This window comes from Streptomyces coeruleofuscus (assembly GCF_039532725.1).
GTDB lineage: Bacteria > Actinomycetota > Actinomycetes > Streptomycetales > Streptomycetaceae > Streptomyces > Streptomyces coeruleofuscus.
Genome location: NZ_BAAASE010000002.1, coordinates 518,428 through 534,153, shown reverse-complemented (window position 1 = coordinate 534,153; position 15,726 = coordinate 518,428). Strand labels below are relative to the sequence as shown.

12 protein-coding genes are annotated in these 15,726 nt (G+C 70.4%); 6 read left to right on the top strand and 6 right to left on the bottom strand.

All coding sequences use genetic code 11. The annotated features are described in order from the left end of the window. The first annotated feature begins 37 nt into the window (after window positions 1-37). Both ABFX81_RS09530 and ABFX81_RS09525 read left to right on the top strand, forming a co-directional pair. A complete protein-coding gene (locus ABFX81_RS09530) occupies window positions 38-1,432 on the top strand; it encodes a recombinase family protein (protein ID WP_086851714.1) in 1,395 nt (464 codons plus the stop codon). After that, window positions 1,324-3,129 carry a thioredoxin-like domain-containing protein gene (locus ABFX81_RS09525; RefSeq protein ID WP_086851712.1) on the top strand — a complete coding sequence of 602 codons (1,806 nt, stop codon included), beginning with the start codon at window positions 1,324-1,326 and terminating at the stop codon, window positions 3,127-3,129. Before ABFX81_RS09530 ends, ABFX81_RS09525 begins: the two co-directional genes overlap by 109 nt. A 12-nt stretch (window positions 3,130-3,141) precedes the next feature. Here ABFX81_RS09525 and ABFX81_RS09520 read toward each other — a convergent pair whose 3' ends face one another. From ABFX81_RS09520 to ABFX81_RS09505, 4 genes are all read right to left on the bottom strand, one after another. Next, on the bottom strand, window positions 3,142-3,390 hold the full coding sequence (locus ABFX81_RS09520; protein WP_010032488.1) for a DUF6458 family protein: 249 nt from the start codon (window positions 3,388-3,390) through the stop codon (window positions 3,142-3,144). A gap of 86 nt (window positions 3,391-3,476) precedes the next feature. Next, entirely contained in the window at window positions 3,477-4,775 is a 1,299-nt protein-coding gene (locus tag ABFX81_RS09515) for a M18 family aminopeptidase (protein WP_086851710.1), read from the bottom strand. Between the two features lie 73 nt (window positions 4,776-4,848). Next, window positions 4,849-6,675 (bottom strand): acyl-CoA dehydrogenase C-terminal domain-containing protein, encoded by a 1,827-nt coding sequence (locus ABFX81_RS09510; protein WP_086851708.1) that lies wholly within the window; start codon window positions 6,673-6,675, stop codon window positions 4,849-4,851. Window positions 6,676-6,809: 134 nt separating this feature from the next. Continuing rightward, on the bottom strand, window positions 6,810-7,646 hold the full coding sequence (locus ABFX81_RS09505; RefSeq protein ID WP_086851706.1) for a dioxygenase family protein: 837 nt from the start codon (window positions 7,644-7,646) through the stop codon (window positions 6,810-6,812). 132 nt (window positions 7,647-7,778) lie between these two features. On the opposite strand from ABFX81_RS09505, the gene ABFX81_RS09500 reads away from it, so the two are divergent. Beyond that, a complete protein-coding gene (locus ABFX81_RS09500; protein ID WP_020270440.1) occupies window positions 7,779-8,243 on the top strand; it encodes an SseB family protein in 465 nt (154 codons plus the stop codon). A 56-nt stretch (window positions 8,244-8,299) separates the two neighbouring features. On the opposite strand, the gene ABFX81_RS09495 is transcribed toward ABFX81_RS09500, so the two are convergent. Next, the gene (locus ABFX81_RS09495; protein WP_086851701.1) at window positions 8,300-9,037 is read right to left on the bottom strand and encodes a TetR/AcrR family transcriptional regulator C-terminal domain-containing protein; all 738 of its coding nucleotides are present in this window, start codon (window positions 9,035-9,037) and stop codon (window positions 8,300-8,302) included. Window positions 9,038-9,181: 144 nt separating this feature from the next. Here ABFX81_RS09495 and ABFX81_RS09490 point away from each other — a divergent pair, with 144 nt between their 5' ends. The 3 genes from ABFX81_RS09490 to ABFX81_RS09480 all read left to right on the top strand — a co-directional run bounded on the left by ABFX81_RS09490 (window position 9,182) and on the right by ABFX81_RS09480 (window position 13,550). Further along, entirely contained in the window at window positions 9,182-10,705 is a 1,524-nt protein-coding gene (locus ABFX81_RS09490; protein WP_086851699.1) for an MFS transporter, read from the top strand. 174 nt (window positions 10,706-10,879) lie between these two features. After that, the gene (locus ABFX81_RS09485) at window positions 10,880-11,857 is read left to right on the top strand and encodes a pirin family protein (RefSeq protein ID WP_086851697.1); all 978 of its coding nucleotides are present in this window, start codon (window positions 10,880-10,882) and stop codon (window positions 11,855-11,857) included. Between the two features lie 598 nt (window positions 11,858-12,455). Further along, window positions 12,456-13,550: an AI-2E family transporter gene (locus ABFX81_RS09480; RefSeq protein ID WP_086851694.1), complete on the top strand. Its 1,095-nt coding sequence runs from the start codon at window positions 12,456-12,458 to the stop codon at window positions 13,548-13,550. Here the strand turns inward: ABFX81_RS09480 and ABFX81_RS09475 are convergent. Then, entirely contained in the window at window positions 13,505-15,646 is a 2,142-nt protein-coding gene (locus ABFX81_RS09475) for a SpoIIE family protein phosphatase (RefSeq protein ID WP_346137907.1), read from the bottom strand. The two genes, ABFX81_RS09480 and ABFX81_RS09475, sit on opposite strands and share 46 nt — an antisense overlap. Window positions 15,647-15,726 lie beyond the last annotated feature (80 nt).

Genomic DNA, 15,726 nt, shown 5'->3' with positions numbered 1-15,726 from the left:
ATGTTCGTTCACAGGGCGAGCAACTCTGGGAGGGGACATGGGCCCGCGGGATGTCGGCGCCGATCTGTACCTACGGCTTTCCGTGGACCGGGAAGGAAAGACAGCCATCGAGCGACAGGAGGCCGACTGCCGCGCTTGGGCCGCTCGGCACGGGCTGCTGGTTCGCCAGGTGCACGTTGACCGAGGCCGCTCCGGCTACAAGAGCGTGACCAGGAAGGGCTTCGAGGCGGCGGGAAGGGCCGTGACCTCAGGCGTCGTCCGGACGCTGATCGTGTGGAAGCTGGATCGCCTCAGTCGCAAGGGAACGGCAGAAGTCGGCCCTCTCCTGGACGCGTTCGACTTGATCGGCGGTCGACTCGTCTCCGTCATGGATGATCTGGACTCGAGCCGTCCCGGAGACAGGCTCGCCATGGCCTCCCTGTCGGAGTGGGCGCGAGCCGAGGCGGAGATCCGGGGTGAACGCATCCGGCATGCCAAGCGGTATTTGCGCAGTCGGGGGCGGTGGATCGGAGGGCAGCCGCCTTACGGACTGCGTATCGATGCCGAATCAGGACAGCTGACGCCCGATCCCGAGACTGCGGTGTACGCACGCTTGATCGCGGACGAAGCCCTCTCCGGGCGGCCGCTCGTGAAGATCGCCAGGCTGCTCAATGAGCATGAGATCGCCGCCCCCAGAGGCGGTCTGTGGCAAGTGGGATCGCTGTCTCAGTTGCTCCGGGCCCCGGCCTTCGCCGGATTGCTGCCCGAAACGGAGACCGTGTGGGACGAGAAGCGCGATTGCCGCAGGTACACAGGCGTTGTGCGGCCCTATCTGGATCCGCAGACGGGCCAACCGGTCGTGGCAGGCGAGGGGATCATCACTCTGGAGGAACAACAGCGGATCGTCGCGGAACTGGGGTCTCGAACCCGACTGCGAAGCGACGGTCTCAAGCGGCCTGCACGGGGTCCGGCGCACTTGCTGACGGGGCTGCTGTTCTGCGCCGTCGAGGGCTGCGGGACACGCATGAGCAGGAACGGGACGTCGTACGTGTGCCAGGGCGTGCGCCTGGGACACACCTGTCCTGGGGCGCGGGCGATGGCTACCAGTGTTGAAGCGGCTGTCGCGGCGGCGTTGTTGAGCAGGCACCCGGAGATGGTGGCGCGATGGGAGGAAGGCGACGTTCCGCAGAAGCGGGCGTTGCTGTCCGAAGTGGTGGAGCGAGTCTGGGTCGCCAGGGCGACCGGGAGAGGACGTCGGTTCGAGCCGGAAAAGCGGCTCAGGGTCGTCTGGGCCGACGAAGGAGACACGGGAGAGCGGACCGACCGGTGTGATTGGCTGGAGCCATGTCAAAGCGCGCACGTGTCCGTGCTCCCGAACTCATGGGCAAAGGTGGCTGGATCAACACAGGGGGCAAGGAACTCAGCCTGGCGGAGCTCCGCGGCCGGATCGTAATTGTTGATTTCTGGACATTTTGTTGCGTGAACTGCCTCCACGTCCTGGACGAGCTGCGCGAGCTGGAGGACAAACACCGGGACACGGTCGTGGTGATCGGGGTGCACTCGCCGAAGTTCGTGCACGAGGCCGAGCACCAGGCGGTGGTGGACGCCGTCGAGCGGTACGGCGTGGAGCACCCGGTGCTCGACGACCCGGAGCTGGCCACGTGGAAGCAGTACGCCGTGCGCGCCTGGCCGACGCTCGTCGTGATCGACCCCGAGGGGTACGTCGTCGCGCAGCACGCCGGTGAGGGGCATGCGCACGCCATCGAGCGGCTGGTCACGGAGCTGGAGGCCGAGCACGAGGCCAAGGGAACACTGCGGCGAGGGGACGGGCCGTACGTGGCGCCGGAGCCGGAGCCGACGGTGCTGCGGTTCCCGGGGAAGGCGCTGCTGCTGCCGTCCGGGAACTTCCTGGTCAGTGACACCACCCGGCACCAACTGGTGGAGCTTGCCGAGGACGGCGAGAGCGTGGTGCGGAGGGTCGGTTCCGGCACGCGTGGGTTCACCGACGGATTGACTGACACGGCCGCCTTCAACGAGCCGCAGGGGCTCGCCCTCCTCGAGGACGGATCCGTGGTCGTCGCCGACACCGTCAACCACGCGCTGCGGCGGCTGGACCTCACCACCGGTGCAGTCACCACCCTCGCCGGTACGGGCAGGCAGTGGTGGCAGGGCTCACCCACCTCCGGCCCGGCCCGCGAGGTCGACCTCTCCTCGCCCTGGGACGTCGCCCTCTGGCAGGGCAAGATCTGGATCGCCATGGCCGGTGTCCACCAGCTCTGGGCGTACGACCCGGCCGAGGGCACGGTCGCGGTCGCGGCCGGGACGACGAACGAGGGGCTGGTGGACGGCCCGGGGGACGAGGCCTGGTTCGCACAGCCCTCGGGCCTTGCCGCCACCCCCGACCGCCTCTGGCTCGCCGACTCCGAGACGTCCGCCCTGCGCTGGGTGGACCCGGACGGCTCCGTCCGCACCGCCGTCGGCACGGGCCTGTTCGACTTCGGCCACCGAGACGGCGCCGCCGAACAGGCCCTGCTCCAGCACCCGCTGGGCGTCACCGTCCTGCCGGACGGGTCCGTCGCCGTCGCCGACACCTACAACCACGCCCTGCGGCGCTACGACCCCGCGACCGGCGAGGTCACCACCCTGGCCACGGACCTGCGCGAGCCCAGTGACGCTGTGCTCGTCGGCGACGACATCGTGGTCGTGGAGTCGGCCCGCCACCGGCTGACCCGGCTGCGGCTGCCGGAGGAAGCGGTGAAGGTACCCGAGGTCGCCCACCGTACGCAGCGGGAGGCCACCGAAGTCGCCCCCGGGCGACTGCGCCTGGACGTGGTGTTCCAGCCGCCGGCGGGGCAGAAGCTGGACACGCGGTACGGCCCCTCCACCCGCCTGCTCGTCTCGTCCACCCCGCCGGGGCTGCTGATCGACGGCGAGGGCGCGGGAACCGAGCTGTCCCGCGCCCTCGAACTCGATCCCTCCGTGCCGGAGGGTGTGCTGCACGTCTCCGCGATGGCCGCCTCCTGCGACGACGACCCCGACAACGAGTACCCGGCCTGTCACGTCCACCAGCAGGACTGGGGCGTGCCGGTCCGTCTCACCGAGTCGGGGACGGACCGGCTGGCCCTGGTCCTTGCCGGGATGGACACCTGATCCGGGCGGGGGTCACACCCCGTATCCGTCGCTGTAGCCGTCGCGCGTGTGGTGCCGTCCGTCGTCCACGACCGGCGTCGTGGGCGGCACCACCACGCGCCGCCGCCTGGCGATGCTGCTGAACGTCGTGACGCCGATCAGTCCGACGATCATCAGGATGATGCCGACGAGGTCGAGGTTGACCCCCTGCATGTCCCAGTCGGTCGCGAACGTGAGGATGGCTCCCACGGCGATGAGGATGATGCATCCGCCGAGGCCCATGAGTGTCGCCTCCCTGTACGGTCCGGTCGTTCCGGTCCGCACACCGGGTACCCCCGAGGGGAACACCCATGCGGTGACGGCCCGTTCTATCCCTCGAGAAACGCCGTCAACGCGTTCGCGAGCAGGAACGGGTCGTCTGCACCGCACAGTTCGCGCGCGCTGTGCATCGACAGGATGGCCACGCCGATGTCGACGGTCCTGATGCCGTGCCGGGCGGCGGTGATCGGGCCGATCGTGGTGCCGCAGGGCATGGAGTTGTTGGAGACGAAGGCCTGGAAGGGCACGTCGGCCGCCTCACAGGCCGCCGTGAACTCCGCGCGGCCCGAACCGTCCGTGGCGTAGCGGTTGTTGACGTTGACCTTGAGGATCGGGCCGCCGTTGACGCGCGGGTGGTGCGTCGGGTCGTGCCGCTCCGCGTAGTTGGGGTGGACGGCGTGGCCGGTGTCGGAGGACAGGCAGACCGTGCCGGCGAAGGCGCGGGCCCGGTCCTCGTACGAGCCGCCGCGCGCGTACACCGAGCGCTCCAGCACGTTGCCGAGCAGCGGTCCGTCCGCGCCCGTGTCCGACTGGGAGCCGTTCTCCTCGTGGTCGAAGGCGGCCAGGACCGGGATGGAGGCCGGCTCGGACGCGCCGGAGGCCACGGCCGCGAGGGCCGCCGTGCCGGCGTGCACGGACAGCAGGTTGTCCATGCGCGGGCCGGCCAGCAGTTCGCGGTCGCGGCCCAGGTAGGCGGGCGGTTCCACGGAGTGCGTCATCAGGTCCCAGCCGGTGACCTCGCCCGCGGGGATGCCGGCCGTCTCCTCCAGGAAGGCGATCAGGTCGCCGTCGCGCACGTCGTTGCCCAGGCCCCAGACCGGCTGCATGTGCCGCTGCTTGTCGAGCTTGAGGCCGTCGGCCGTCACCGAGCGGTCCAGGTGGATGGCGAGCTGCGGGACGCGCAGCAGCGGGCGGTCGACGTTGACCAGGCGCGTCGAGCCGTCGCGCAGGGTCAGGCGGCCCGCGAGGCCCAGGTCGCGGTCCAGCCAGGAGTTGAGCAGCGGTCCGCCGTAGATCTCCACGGCCACTTGGCGCCAGCCGTGCGCCCCGCTGTCGGGGAGCGGCTTGACGCGCAGGTTGGGGGAGTCGGTGTGGGCGCCGACGATCCGGAACGGCGTGTGCGGTGCGGCGCCCTCCGGCACGTACCAGGCGACGATCGCGCCGCCGCGCAGCACGTACTTGCCGCCGATCGTCCCGTCCCAGGCGTCCGTCTCGGCGACCTGCCTGAAGCCTGCCTTCTCCAGCCGTTCGGCGGCGGTGGCCACGGCGTGGTACGGCGACGGGCTGGCCGCCAGGAAGGTCATGAGGTCGTCGGTGTGGCCGCGGTCGAAGCGGGCTGGTTCGCTCATGGGTTCACCTTAACGACGGACGAGGGCCTGTTCCCCTGGAAGGGAACAGGCCCTCGAACAGAGGACGTGAGGATCAGAACGCGGCCTCGTCCAGCTCCATCAGGTCCAGCTCGACGCCCTCGGCGACCTTGCGGGCCAGGGTGACGCCCGGCAGGACGTTGGCGGCGAAGAACTTGGCCGCGGCGATCTTGCCGGTGTAGAAGGCCTTGTCCTTGGCGGAGGCGGTCTCCAGCTTCTCGGCGGCGATCGCGGCGCCCTTGAGCAGCAGGTAGCCGACGACGACGTCACCGGAGGCCATCAGCAGGCGGGTGGTGTTCAGCCCGACCTTGTAGATGTTCTTGACGTCCTTCTCGGTGGCCGCCAGGTCCGTGAGCATCAGGCCGACGATGGCCTCCAGCTCGACCGCGGCCTTGGCGAGGTGCTCGCGGGCGCCGGCCAGCTCCTCGCCGCCCGTGCCGAGGGCCAGGAACTTCTTGATGTCCTCGGCGAGGGAGTTCAGCGCGGCGCCCTGGTTGCGGACGATCTTCCGGAAGAAGAAGTCCTGGCCCTGGATCGCCGTGGTGCCCTCGTAGAGGGTGTCGATCTTGGAGTCCCGGATGTACTGCTCGATCGGGTACTCCTGGAGGAAGCCGGAGCCGCCGAACGTCTGGAGCGACTGGGCGAGCAGCTCGTAGCCCTTCTCGGAGCCGTAGCCCTTGACGATGGGCAGGAGCAGGTCGTTCAGCGCGTGCTCGGTGGAGGCGTCCTCGCCGGCGGCCTCCTTGATCTGGATCGCGTCCTGGATCGAGGCGGTGTACATCACCAGGGCGCGCATGCCCTCCGCGTACGCCTTCTGCGTGATCAGCGAGCGGCGCACGTCCGGGTGGTGGGTGATGGTGACCTTCGGCGCGGTCTTGTCCATGAAGTTCGCCAGGTCGGGGCCCTGGACGCGCTCCTTGGCGTACTCCAGGGCGTTCAGGTAGCCCGTGGACAGCGTGGAGATCGCCTTCGTGCCGACCATCATGCGGGCGAACTCGATGATGCGGAACATCTGGCGGATGCCGTCGTGCTTGTCGCCGATCAGCCAGCCCTTGGCGGGGTGCTGGTCGCCGAAGGTCATCTCGCAGGTGTTGGAGGCCTTCAGGCCCATCTTGTGCTCGACGTTCGTGGCGTAGACGCCGTTGCGCTCGCCCAGCTCGCCGGTCTCGAAGTCGAAGAGGTACTTCGGGACGAGGAAGAGGGACAGGCCCTTGGTGCCGGGGCCGGCGCCCTCGGGACGCGCGAGCACGTAGTGGAGGATGTTCTCCGACATGTCGTGCTCACCGGACGTGATGAAGCGCTTCACGCCCTCGATGTGCCAGGAGCCGTCCTCCTGCTGCACGGCCTTGGTGCGGCCGGCGCCCACGTCGGAGCCCGCGTCGGGCTCGGTGAGCACCATCGTGGAGCCCCACTGCTTCTCCACGGCGAACTTGGCTATGTGCTTCTGGACCTCGTTGCCCTCCTCGAAGAGGATGCCGGCGAAGGCCGGGCCCGAGGAGTACATCCACACGGCCGGGTTGGCGCCCAGGATCAGCTCGGCGTACGCCCAGATCAGGGAGCGGGGCGAGGTGGTGCCGCCGATCTCCTCGGGCAGGCCGAGGCGCCAGTACTCGGAGTCCATGAAGGCCTGGTAGCTCTTCTTGAAGGACGCGGGGACCGGCGCCGTGTTGGTCTCCGGGTCGAAGACCGGCGGGTTGCGGTCGGCGTCGACGAAGGACTCGGCCAGCTCGTTCTCCGAGAGGCGCGTCAGCTCCTCCAGGATGCTCTTCGCGGTCTCGACGTCCATCTCCTCGAACGGGCCGGTGCCGTACACCTTGTCGCGCCCGAGTACTTCGAAGAGGTTGAACTCGATGTCGCGGAGATTCGACTTGTAGTGCCCCATGGCGACGGCTCCCGGCTCCCTAGAGAGATCGGCGAGGCACTGGCTCCTCGCGCTAGTTCACGTACCAACAAGTAGCTACGATGATGCTACCCGCCAGTAATAAGACGCAACCCCATCCGGTCATCTGTGACAGGTCACACCGGAACGGTCAAGGTCGCGGTGTAGCCGTCGCCCACGCTGCCCTTCATCGCCGCCAGCTGCCGCTCGTGGCCGTCGCTGAAGATGCCGTCGTCCTCCAGGGAGAGGCTGCTCAGGTTCCGCACGCTGTCGCCGTAGCCGTCCGTGGCGTACACCGTGTCGCAGACGTCCTTCGGGAACGCGAGCTGCGAGGTGTTCGTGATGGACGTGGCCGCCGTGGCGTCGGCCAGGCTGCCGTAGACCTCGAAGTGGATGTGCGGCCAGCGGCCGGCGTAGCAGCCGGGGAAGACGCTCTTGAAGGTGACCTGGCCCTTGTCGTCGGTCTCCTGGACGCCCCGCAGGTAGTTCTCGTCGGTGACGCCCTCTGAGTACAGGGAGTAGTTGCCCTCCCGGTCACAGTGCCAGAGGTAGACGGCGGCGCTCTTCTTGGGGGTGCCGCAGCCGGAGGCCGCGTCCACGACGGTCAGCGTGATCGTCAGGGGCACGCCCTCGGCGGTGCCGCCCGCGGAGTCGCCGAAGCTCTTGGTGATGTCGCTGCGGACGACACCGCTCTCCTTCAGGACGTTCACGCCGTTCGAACCGTCACCGGGGAAGGGTCCGGCCGTCTCCTCGGGGATCTCCGCGCACGCGGCGGACGACGAGGACGACGAGGACGACGAGGACGCCGGGGATGCCGGGGACGCCGGGGTCTTCTCCTCTGTCGTGCAGCCCACCAGCGGGATCAGGCTCGCGCCGGCCATCAGCCGGATCATCCGGCGGCGGGCGAGGACGGGAAGGTCGTAGGAGAGGCCTCTGTCGTGCTCGTGCGGGCCCTCGTCGTGGCGTTCGTTCATGGCTCCGACGCTATGAGCCGTGGCTGTGCCGATCCATAGCGGCGACTGTCAGGTCGCTGTCGAGTCACTGTCGATTCGCCGTCGCTGCCGTACCGCACCGCCCGCCCGGCCGCTCTCGGTACTCTTGCGCTCATGTACGGCTACGACCAGACAGCGGGCCCGCAAGGGCAGTACGCCCCTCCGCAGCAGCCGATGTCCGGCGGATACGGACAGCAGCCGCCGCTGTACCCGGAGCCGTCCCCGCCCTCCCTGACGGACGCGGTGCGCGCGTTCACCACCGGGCAGATGACCGCCGAGGACTTCCAGCAGGTCTTCGCGACGTCGAAGGTCTACTGCCCGCGCGGCGACAACCCCGGTTTCCTCGCCCTGCACAACACCCAGCAGCCGGTGATCCCGATGTTCAGCACGCTCAAGGAGCTGCGCCGGTACGCGGGCAAGGAGTCCAAGTACTTCGTGATCACCGGCGCCGAGGTCCTGGACCTGCTGCCGACCGGCTACGGCTTCGTGCTGGACATGGAGGGCGAGCACCGCATGGTGTTCGACGCGAAGGCGGTCGAGCAGATGGTCGAGTTCGCGATGCGCCGGATGTATGGCTAGACGCCATTGCTTCGCAGACGGCTAGCCGCCCCTTGCTTCACCTGCGGCGGCCGGCCCTACTTCGGCAGGCGTAGCGCCAGGCCGTCCAGGACGACTTCCAGGCCGTAGGCGAACTTCATGTCGCGCAGGGCGACGGGGTCGGTGGTGGCTTCCTCGACCTCCGCGTGCGGAATGGCCAGGTGCGTGTGGTCGGCCGCGGCCCGCTGGGCCGCGGGCATGAGGCGGGCGATGAAGTCGGCCTCGGTCTCGCCGGACCGGGCGACCGTGGTGAGCCAGGCGGCCTCCGCGTTGCTCATGCCCATGACGTACGAGAAGACGGTCTCGATCGCGCGGCTCGGCTCGGCGAACCCCGCCGCGGTGAACAGGGCCGCGAGGCGCTCGGAGAAGCTCATGTAGTTGGGCCCGAGGTAGGCGAGCCCGGCCTGGCCGAGGACCAGGGTCAGCCAGGGATGCCGTAGGGCCGTCGTGCGGAAGGACTCCGCGGCCTCGGTCACCGCCGCGCGCCAGTCGGGGCTGTCGGCCGGCGGGACGTGGATCTCGGCGGCGACCTCGTCCACCGCGAGTTCCATCAGCTCGTCCTTCGTGGTGACGTGCCGGTACAGCGAGGTCGCGCCGGCGTTCAGACGGGCGCCGAGCTTGCGCATGCTGAGCGCCTCGATGCCGTCCGCGTCGAGCATCGCGACCGCCTCCCGGACGATCGCCTCGCGGCTGAGCGCCGGCTGGTCGGCGCGGCGCCGTTCGCGCGCCCATACGGACGGGATCGGGTTCTCGTCCGTCGTCTTGCTGCGGCTCATCTGCTCCTCCTGCTGGCACCTGTCGGCACCTACCTGCGAACGGTGTGCGCAATCAGCGTACAGAACTCAAGACTTGCGCACACTGTTCCGCCATGCGTACAGTGTGCGCATCGAAGGAACGGTGTTCGCAGGAGGGGAACTGGAATGGACGCTCGCAATCCGCGGCGCTGGTGGATCCTGATCGTGCTGTGCCTGAGCACGCTGGTGCTGGTCGTCGACAACATGGCGCTGACGGTCGCCGTGCCCGCGCTGACGGAGGACCTGGGGGCGAGTGCCCAGGACATGCAGTGGATCCTCGACTCCTACACCCTGGTCTTCGCCGGGCTGCTGCTGACCTCGGGAAGCCTGGGGGACCGGTTCGGACGCCGGAAGGTGATGCTGATCGGCCTGCTGCTGTTCGGGGCCGCTTCACTGGGGGCGGTGTTCTGCGCCAGTCCGGGTGAGCTGATCGCGGTGCGGATCGCGATGGGCGTCGGCGGGGCGCTGATCATGCCGTCCACGCTGTCGATCCTGATCACCGTCTTCGACGAGGACGAGCGGCCCAAGGCGATGGCGGCGTGGGGTTCGGTGTCGATGCTGGGGCTGGTCGGCAGTCCGGTCCTCGGTGGTGTGCTGATCGACCACTTCGCCTGGCAGGCGATCTTCCTGATCAACGTGCCGATCGTCGCCCTGGCGCTGCTGGCCGGTGTGCTGCTGATGCCGGACTCGAAGGCGCCCTGGCAGAAGCCGGACCCGCTGGGCGCGGTGCTGTCGGCGGTGGGCATGACGGCCCTGGTGTGGTGGATCATCGAGATCCCGCAGCACGGCGCGTTCGGCGGCCGTTCCCTCCTGGTCCTGGCTGTCGCGGTGGTGGCCCTGGCCGGCTTCGTGGTCTGGGAGAACGTCACCCGCTCGCCGATGGTCCCGCTGGTCCTCTTCAAGCACCGCAACTTCAGCGGGGGTTCGCTCTCGCTGGCGCTGGTCCAGATCGGCAACGCCGGCCTGCTGCTGGTCCTGACCCAGTACCTCCAGTTCGTGCTCGGCTGGTCCGCGGTCAAGGCGGGCCTGGCCTTCCTGCCGCTGGCGGTGGCCGCGCTGGCCGGTAACGCGGCCGGGGCGCAGCTCGCGGTGAAGGTGGGAAACCGGTTCGTCATCCTCGCCGGGATGCTTCTGATGGCCACCTCCTTCGGGCTGCTGACCACGCTCACCGCCGACAGCGGCTTCACGGTCCCGGCCGTGGCGCTGGGGATCCTGGGCCTGGGAGCCGGTCTGGCGATGCCGGCCGCGGTCGCCGCCCTGATGAGCACGATCCCGGAGGAGAAGGCGGGCGTCGGCTCGGCCCTCAACGACACCATCCAGCAGTCCGGTACCGCCCTCGGCATCGCGATCCTCGGCGCGCTGCTCTCCGGTGGCTACACGGAAGAGATGCCGGCCGGCGCTCCCGAGCAGGCCAGGGAGTCCATCGGCGGGGCCCTGGCGGTCGCGGGCGGCGACACGGGTCTGGTACGGGCGGCCCGGGAGGCCTTCACCGCCTCGATGTCGACGACCTTCACGATCAGCGCGATCGGTGTCCTGGCCGCGGCGGTCGTGGCCACGCTGGTGATGCGGGACCGCAGGCCCGACACCGAGACCGAGACCGAGACCGAGCCCGCCCGGGCAGGGAGTGAGAAGCCCGAGCTGGTCGCCTGACGCGGACGTACGAAAAGGCCGGTACCCCGAGCGCGGGGGTGCCGGTCTTTCGCCGTGCCGGTGTCCCGTGGTTCGCTGCGCCGTCGCCCGGGAATGCCCACCCGGTTTTCTCTGTTAGGGGTGGCAGAAAGTTCAACGCTCAACTAAACTGGGCGTACACGAGGAGGAACCGACATGCCTGCTGTGACCGTCGAGAACCCGTTGACGCTGCCCCGCGTGACCGCGCCTGCCGACGCCGTGGCACGTCCCGTGCTCGCCGTCACGACCGCTCCGAGCGGTTTCGAGGGTGAGGGCTTCCCGGTGCGCCGGGCGTTCGCGGGGATCAACTACCGCCACCTCGACCCGTTCATCATGATGGACCAGATGGGCGAGGTGGAGTACGCGCCGGGCGAGCCCAAGGGCACGCCGTGGCACCCGCACCGCGGCTTCGAGACCGTCACGTACATCATCGACGGGATCTTCGACCACCAGGACTCCAACGGCGGTGGCGGCACCATCACCAACGGGGACACCCAGTGGATGACCGCGGGCTCGGGCCTGCTGCACATCGAGGCGCCACCGGAGCATCTCGTCATGTCCGGCGGGCTCTTCCACGGCCTCCAGCTCTGGGTGAACCTCCCGGCCAGGGACAAGATGATGGCCCCGCGCTACCAGGACATCCGCGGCGGCTCGGTCCAGCTGCTCAGCACCCCCGACGGCGGCGCGCTGCTGCGTGTCATCGCCGGTGAACTGGACGGGCACGCGGGCCCCGGCATCACCCACACCCCGATCACGATGGTCCACGCGACCCTCGCCCCGGGTGCGGAGCTCACCCTGCCGTGGCGCGAGGACTTCAACGGCCTGGCGTACGTGCTGGCCGGACGCGGCAGCGTCGGCGCCGAGCGCCGCCCGGTCCACATGGGCCAGACCGCCGTCTTCGGCGCGGGTTCCTCGCTGACCGTCCGCGCGGACGAGAAGCAGGACTCCCACACGCCGGACCTGGAGGTCGTCCTGCTCGGCGGACAGCCGATCCGTGAGCCCATGGCCCACTACGGCCCGTTCGTGATGAACACCAAGGAAGAACTCATGCAGGCCTTCGAGGACTTCCAGAAGGGCCGGCTGGGGACGGTCCCGGCGGTGCACGGGATGACCGCGGGCGGACCGCAGGACTGACGCCGGTGTCGTACGGGGGGCGCCGCACACGCGGCGCCCCCCGTCGGCCCTGATGCCGACCGTTCTAGTCCGAGGCGGTCCCGCACTCGGGCAGCCCACGAGTCCGCTGCCGATGCCAGCGGGCCGGATTGGCCGTCGCGGCGGACGGGCGGTCCGCAAGGTTCTGTCGGCGATGGCGCGGAGCCATCCGCTGCCGCGTCCGCTGCCGTTGCCGCTGCTGCTGCCGACGGCCACGCCCGGGCCGGGCTGGTCGCACCGGCGGGCGGGCGGCAGTCTGCAAGGTCGTTGCCGGTGACGGCGCGGAGCCCGTGAGCCGGCTGCCGCTGGCGACGCCCCCGTCCGGGACGGGCTGGTCGTCCCGAGGGGGCGGGCGGCGGCCTCAACGTCCTTGTCGGCGATGGCGCTGAGCTCGTGAGTCCGACGCCGCTGCCAGGCCCTGGCCGGGCTGGGCGTCGCGGCGGGCGGGCGGTGGCCCGCAAAGTCCGTGGCGGTCACGTCGTGACATGAACCGGCGGTCGGGCCGACGGCGCTGACGCTCCGTCACCCGGGCGGGCCCTTCCGGCGGGACGGTCCGCCCCGGGCATGGTCGGGTGGAGGCGTGCAGGACTCCGACCCGACCGCTGACGGAACCAGGCCGCTCCTCCCGGACTCCCTCCGGCGGCTCGCCGCCTGGTGCGCGCTCCTCCTGCTCGTGTCCGGAGTCGTCTACGTCGGGATCCGGCTGTGCGACGAGTTCCGGACCGCCGTCGTGCCCGTGCTGCTCGCGCTGCTCGGGACGGCCCTGCTCGGGCCCCTGCACCGGCGGCTGGTGAAGGCCGGGGTGCAGCGGTCGGTCGCGGCCGGGCTCACCTGTGTCGCCGTCGTGGCCGTGGTCGGCGGGGCCGTGTACATCGTGGTGGCCGCGCTCATCGACACGGGCGACGAGATCGTCGCCTCGCTCAAGGACGCCGCGCGGGGCATCTCCGAGCACTTCGGGGCGGCCGGGACCTCGCTGGACGACCTGGCCTCCAACGCCCGGCAACTCCTGGGCAAGTTCGGCGGCTCCGCCGCCTCCGGCGTGATCAGCGGGGTCAGCGTGGTCGGCGAGACCATCGCCATGGCCGTGCTCGCGCTGCTGCTCGTCTTCTTCTTCCTGCGCGACTCCGACAAGGCCGCCGGGACACTGCGGGCCCTGTCCCCGCGTGGCTCGGCCGACACCCTGGAGGCCATGGCACGGCGGGCCTTCCACGCCGTCGAGGGCTTCATGCGCGGCACCACCTTCATCGCGCTCATCGACGCCCTCTGCATCACCGTCGGACTGCTTGTCCTCGACGTGCCCGGGGCCGCCGGGCTGGGGGCGCTGGTCTTCGTCGGCGCCTACATCCCCTACCTCGGCGCCTTCATCTCGGGAGCCGTGGCCGTGCTGGTCGCGCTCGCCGACCGGGGGTTCGTCATCGCGCTGTGGGTGCTCGGGGTGGTGATCGCGGTGCAGGTGCTGGAAGGACACGTGCTCCAGCCGGCGATCCAGAGCCGGACCGTGCAGATGCACCCGGCGGTGGTGATGGTGGCGATCACGGCCGGGGCGTCGGTGGCCGGAGTGCTCGGCATGCTGCTCGCCGTGCCGCTCACCGCGGCCGCCTTCGGCGTACTCCAGGAGCTCCGCACCCGCTACGGGGACCAGGAGCCGTCGCCCGAGCCGTCCACGGACTCGTAGAGCTCGAACCAGATGCTCTTGCCCTCGCCGCGCGGGTCCACCCCCCAGGCGTGCGCGAGCAGTTCCATCAGCACCAGGCCGCGGCCGGAGGACGCCAGCTCCCCGGGTCTGCGCTTGTGCGGCAGGTCGTCACCGGCGTCGGTGACCTCGATCCGCAGCCGCCGTTCCCCCTCCCCGCCGGTGATCTCGGCGACGAGCAGCGCGTCGGAGTCGGTGTGCACGAGGACGTTCGTCAGCAGCTCGGACAGCAGAAGCACCGCCGAGTCGACCTGGTCGGGGGAGGACCAGTCGTGCAGCAGCTCGCGCAATTGCTGCCGGGCCACCGCGACCCGCTCGGGCTCGGCCTGCGCGACCGTCAGCATGGTCCGCCGCACGGGAGCCCGCACGATCATGGTGTCGCCGCAGCCGCAGCCCTCGCCCTCCCGGCACAGCAGCAGCAGCGCGATGTCGTCCTCGCGGCGGTCGGCCAGCGGGCCGGTGGTGTGGTGCGACGACGGCCCGTGCACGGCCTGCACCAGGGTGTCGGCGAGTTCCTCCAGGTCGCCCTTGTGGTCCTCCAGGATCACGCGCAGCCGCCGCCAGCCGGAGTCCAGGTCGTGGCCGCCGGTCTCGATCAGGCCGTCCGTGCAGATCAGCATGGTCTCGCCGGACTCCAGGGCGAGCCGGGTCGTGGGGTAGTCGGCGTCCGGGTCGATGCCCAGCGGCAGGCCGCCCGACGTCGGCCGCGTCAGTACCGTGCCGTCGGCCATCCGGATCGCCGGGTCCGGATGCCCGGCCCGGGCGATGTCCAGCACGCCGGTCGCCGGGTCGACCTCCACGTACACACAGGTCGCGAAGCGCGGGTCGAAGGGGTCCTCGTCGCTGATGCCGTGCAGGAAGCGGGAGGCGCGGGAGAGGACGGCGTCGGGGCGGTGGCCCTCGGAGGCGTAGGCGCGCAGGGCGATGCGGAGCTGGCCCATCAGGCCCGCCGCCCGCACGTCGTGGCCCTGCACATCACCGATGACCAGCGCGAACCGCCCGCTGGGCAGCGGGATCACGTCGTACCAGTCGCCGCCGACCTGGAGCCCGCCGCCGGTGGGGACGTAGCGGGCGGCGACGCTCATACCCGGGATGCGCTGCGGGCCGAGCCTCGGCAGCATCGTGCGCTGGAGTCCGTCGGTCAGCGCCCGCTCGCTCTCGGCCGCTCCCGCCCGGGCCAGCGCCTGCGCCAGCATGCGCGCCACCGTGGTCAGCACGGACCGCTCGTCGGGCGTGAACGCCACCGGGTAGGAGAAGGCCGCCATCCATGCGCCCATGGTGCGGCCGGCCACCGTCAGCGGCAGGAATGCCCACGAGTGACGGCCGAAGGACTGGGCGAGCGGCCAGGTCAGCGGGTAGCGCGACTTGTAGCGCTCGGGAGACGACAGGTACACGGCCCGGCCGGTCCGTGCGACCTCGGCGGCCGGGTGGTCCGTGGCCAGCGCCATGTGTGTGAACGGGCTCTCGTCCGCGTGCTGGTGCGGGCCGTGGTGGCCGATGAGCGTCAACCGGTCTCCCTCCACGCTGAACACCGCCAGCCCGTCCGGGGAGAACCCCGGCATCGACAGATTGGCCGTGACCCGCAGCACCTCCTGCGTGGAGCGCGCCTCGGCCAGCGCCCGGCCGGCGTCCAACAGGAACGCCTCCCGGGAGCGCCGCCAGTCGCCGGTGACCGCGCTGCGCCCGGCCGGGGTGCCCGGCGCCGGCTCGGTGACCTCCTGGAGGGTGCCGATCAACTCGTACGCCTTGCGCACCTGGTCGAAAGACGGCTTGGAGCGGCTGCGGACGACCCGTACGACCTGGCCCTGCTTGTCCATGACCCGGACCCGCACCTCGGCGAGGGTGCCCTCGGCGACGGCGAGCTGGACCACGCCGGTGATCTCGTTCCAGTCCGCCGGGTGCATACGGGCCCGGGCCTGGGCTTGCGTGAGGCTGGTCTGCTCGGCGGGCAGCCCGAGCAGCCGTGCCGCCTCGGCATCGACCGTGACCAGCCCGGTGGCGGTGTCCCAGTGCCACAGGCCGGTCGCGAGGGCGGCGAGAACCTCCCCCACGGCGGGCAGCGGCTCGCCAGTGCGCATTGCCCCACCTTAAGAAGAGGTCATCGAACACTGCCACCGAAAGCCGAAGGGAGTGATCGTCATATTGGAGAGGCGATCTC

Bases quoted from the DNA above. Each gene is read 5' to 3' on its own strand.
- ABFX81_RS09530 (WP_086851714.1), top strand. From the start codon at position 38: ATGGGCCCGCGGGATGTCGGCGCCGATCTGTACCTACGGCTTTCCGTG.
- ABFX81_RS09515 (WP_086851710.1), bottom strand. From the start codon at position 4,775: ATGAGCGAACCAGCCCGCTTCGACCGCGGCCACACCGACGACCTCATG.
- ABFX81_RS09485 (WP_086851697.1), top strand. From the start codon at position 10,880: ATGCCTGCTGTGACCGTCGAGAACCCGTTGACGCTGCCCCGCGTGACC.
- ABFX81_RS09505 (WP_086851706.1), bottom strand. From the start codon at position 7,646: ATGAACGAACGCCACGACGAGGGCCCGCACGAGCACGACAGAGGCCTC.
- ABFX81_RS09500 (WP_020270440.1), top strand. From the start codon at position 7,779: ATGTACGGCTACGACCAGACAGCGGGCCCGCAAGGGCAGTACGCCCCT.
- ABFX81_RS09525 (WP_086851712.1), top strand. From the start codon at position 1,324: ATGTCAAAGCGCGCACGTGTCCGTGCTCCCGAACTCATGGGCAAAGGT.
- ABFX81_RS09510 (WP_086851708.1), bottom strand. From the start codon at position 6,675: ATGGGGCACTACAAGTCGAATCTCCGCGACATCGAGTTCAACCTCTTC.
- ABFX81_RS09520 (WP_010032488.1), bottom strand. From the start codon at position 3,390: ATGGGCCTCGGCGGATGCATCATCCTCATCGCCGTGGGAGCCATCCTC.
- ABFX81_RS09495 (WP_086851701.1), bottom strand. From the start codon at position 9,037: ATGAGCCGCAGCAAGACGACGGACGAGAACCCGATCCCGTCCGTATGG.
- ABFX81_RS09475 (WP_346137907.1), bottom strand. From the start codon at position 15,646: ATGCGCACTGGCGAGCCGCTGCCCGCCGTGGGGGAGGTTCTCGCCGCC.
- ABFX81_RS09490 (WP_086851699.1), top strand. From the start codon at position 9,182: ATGGACGCTCGCAATCCGCGGCGCTGGTGGATCCTGATCGTGCTGTGC.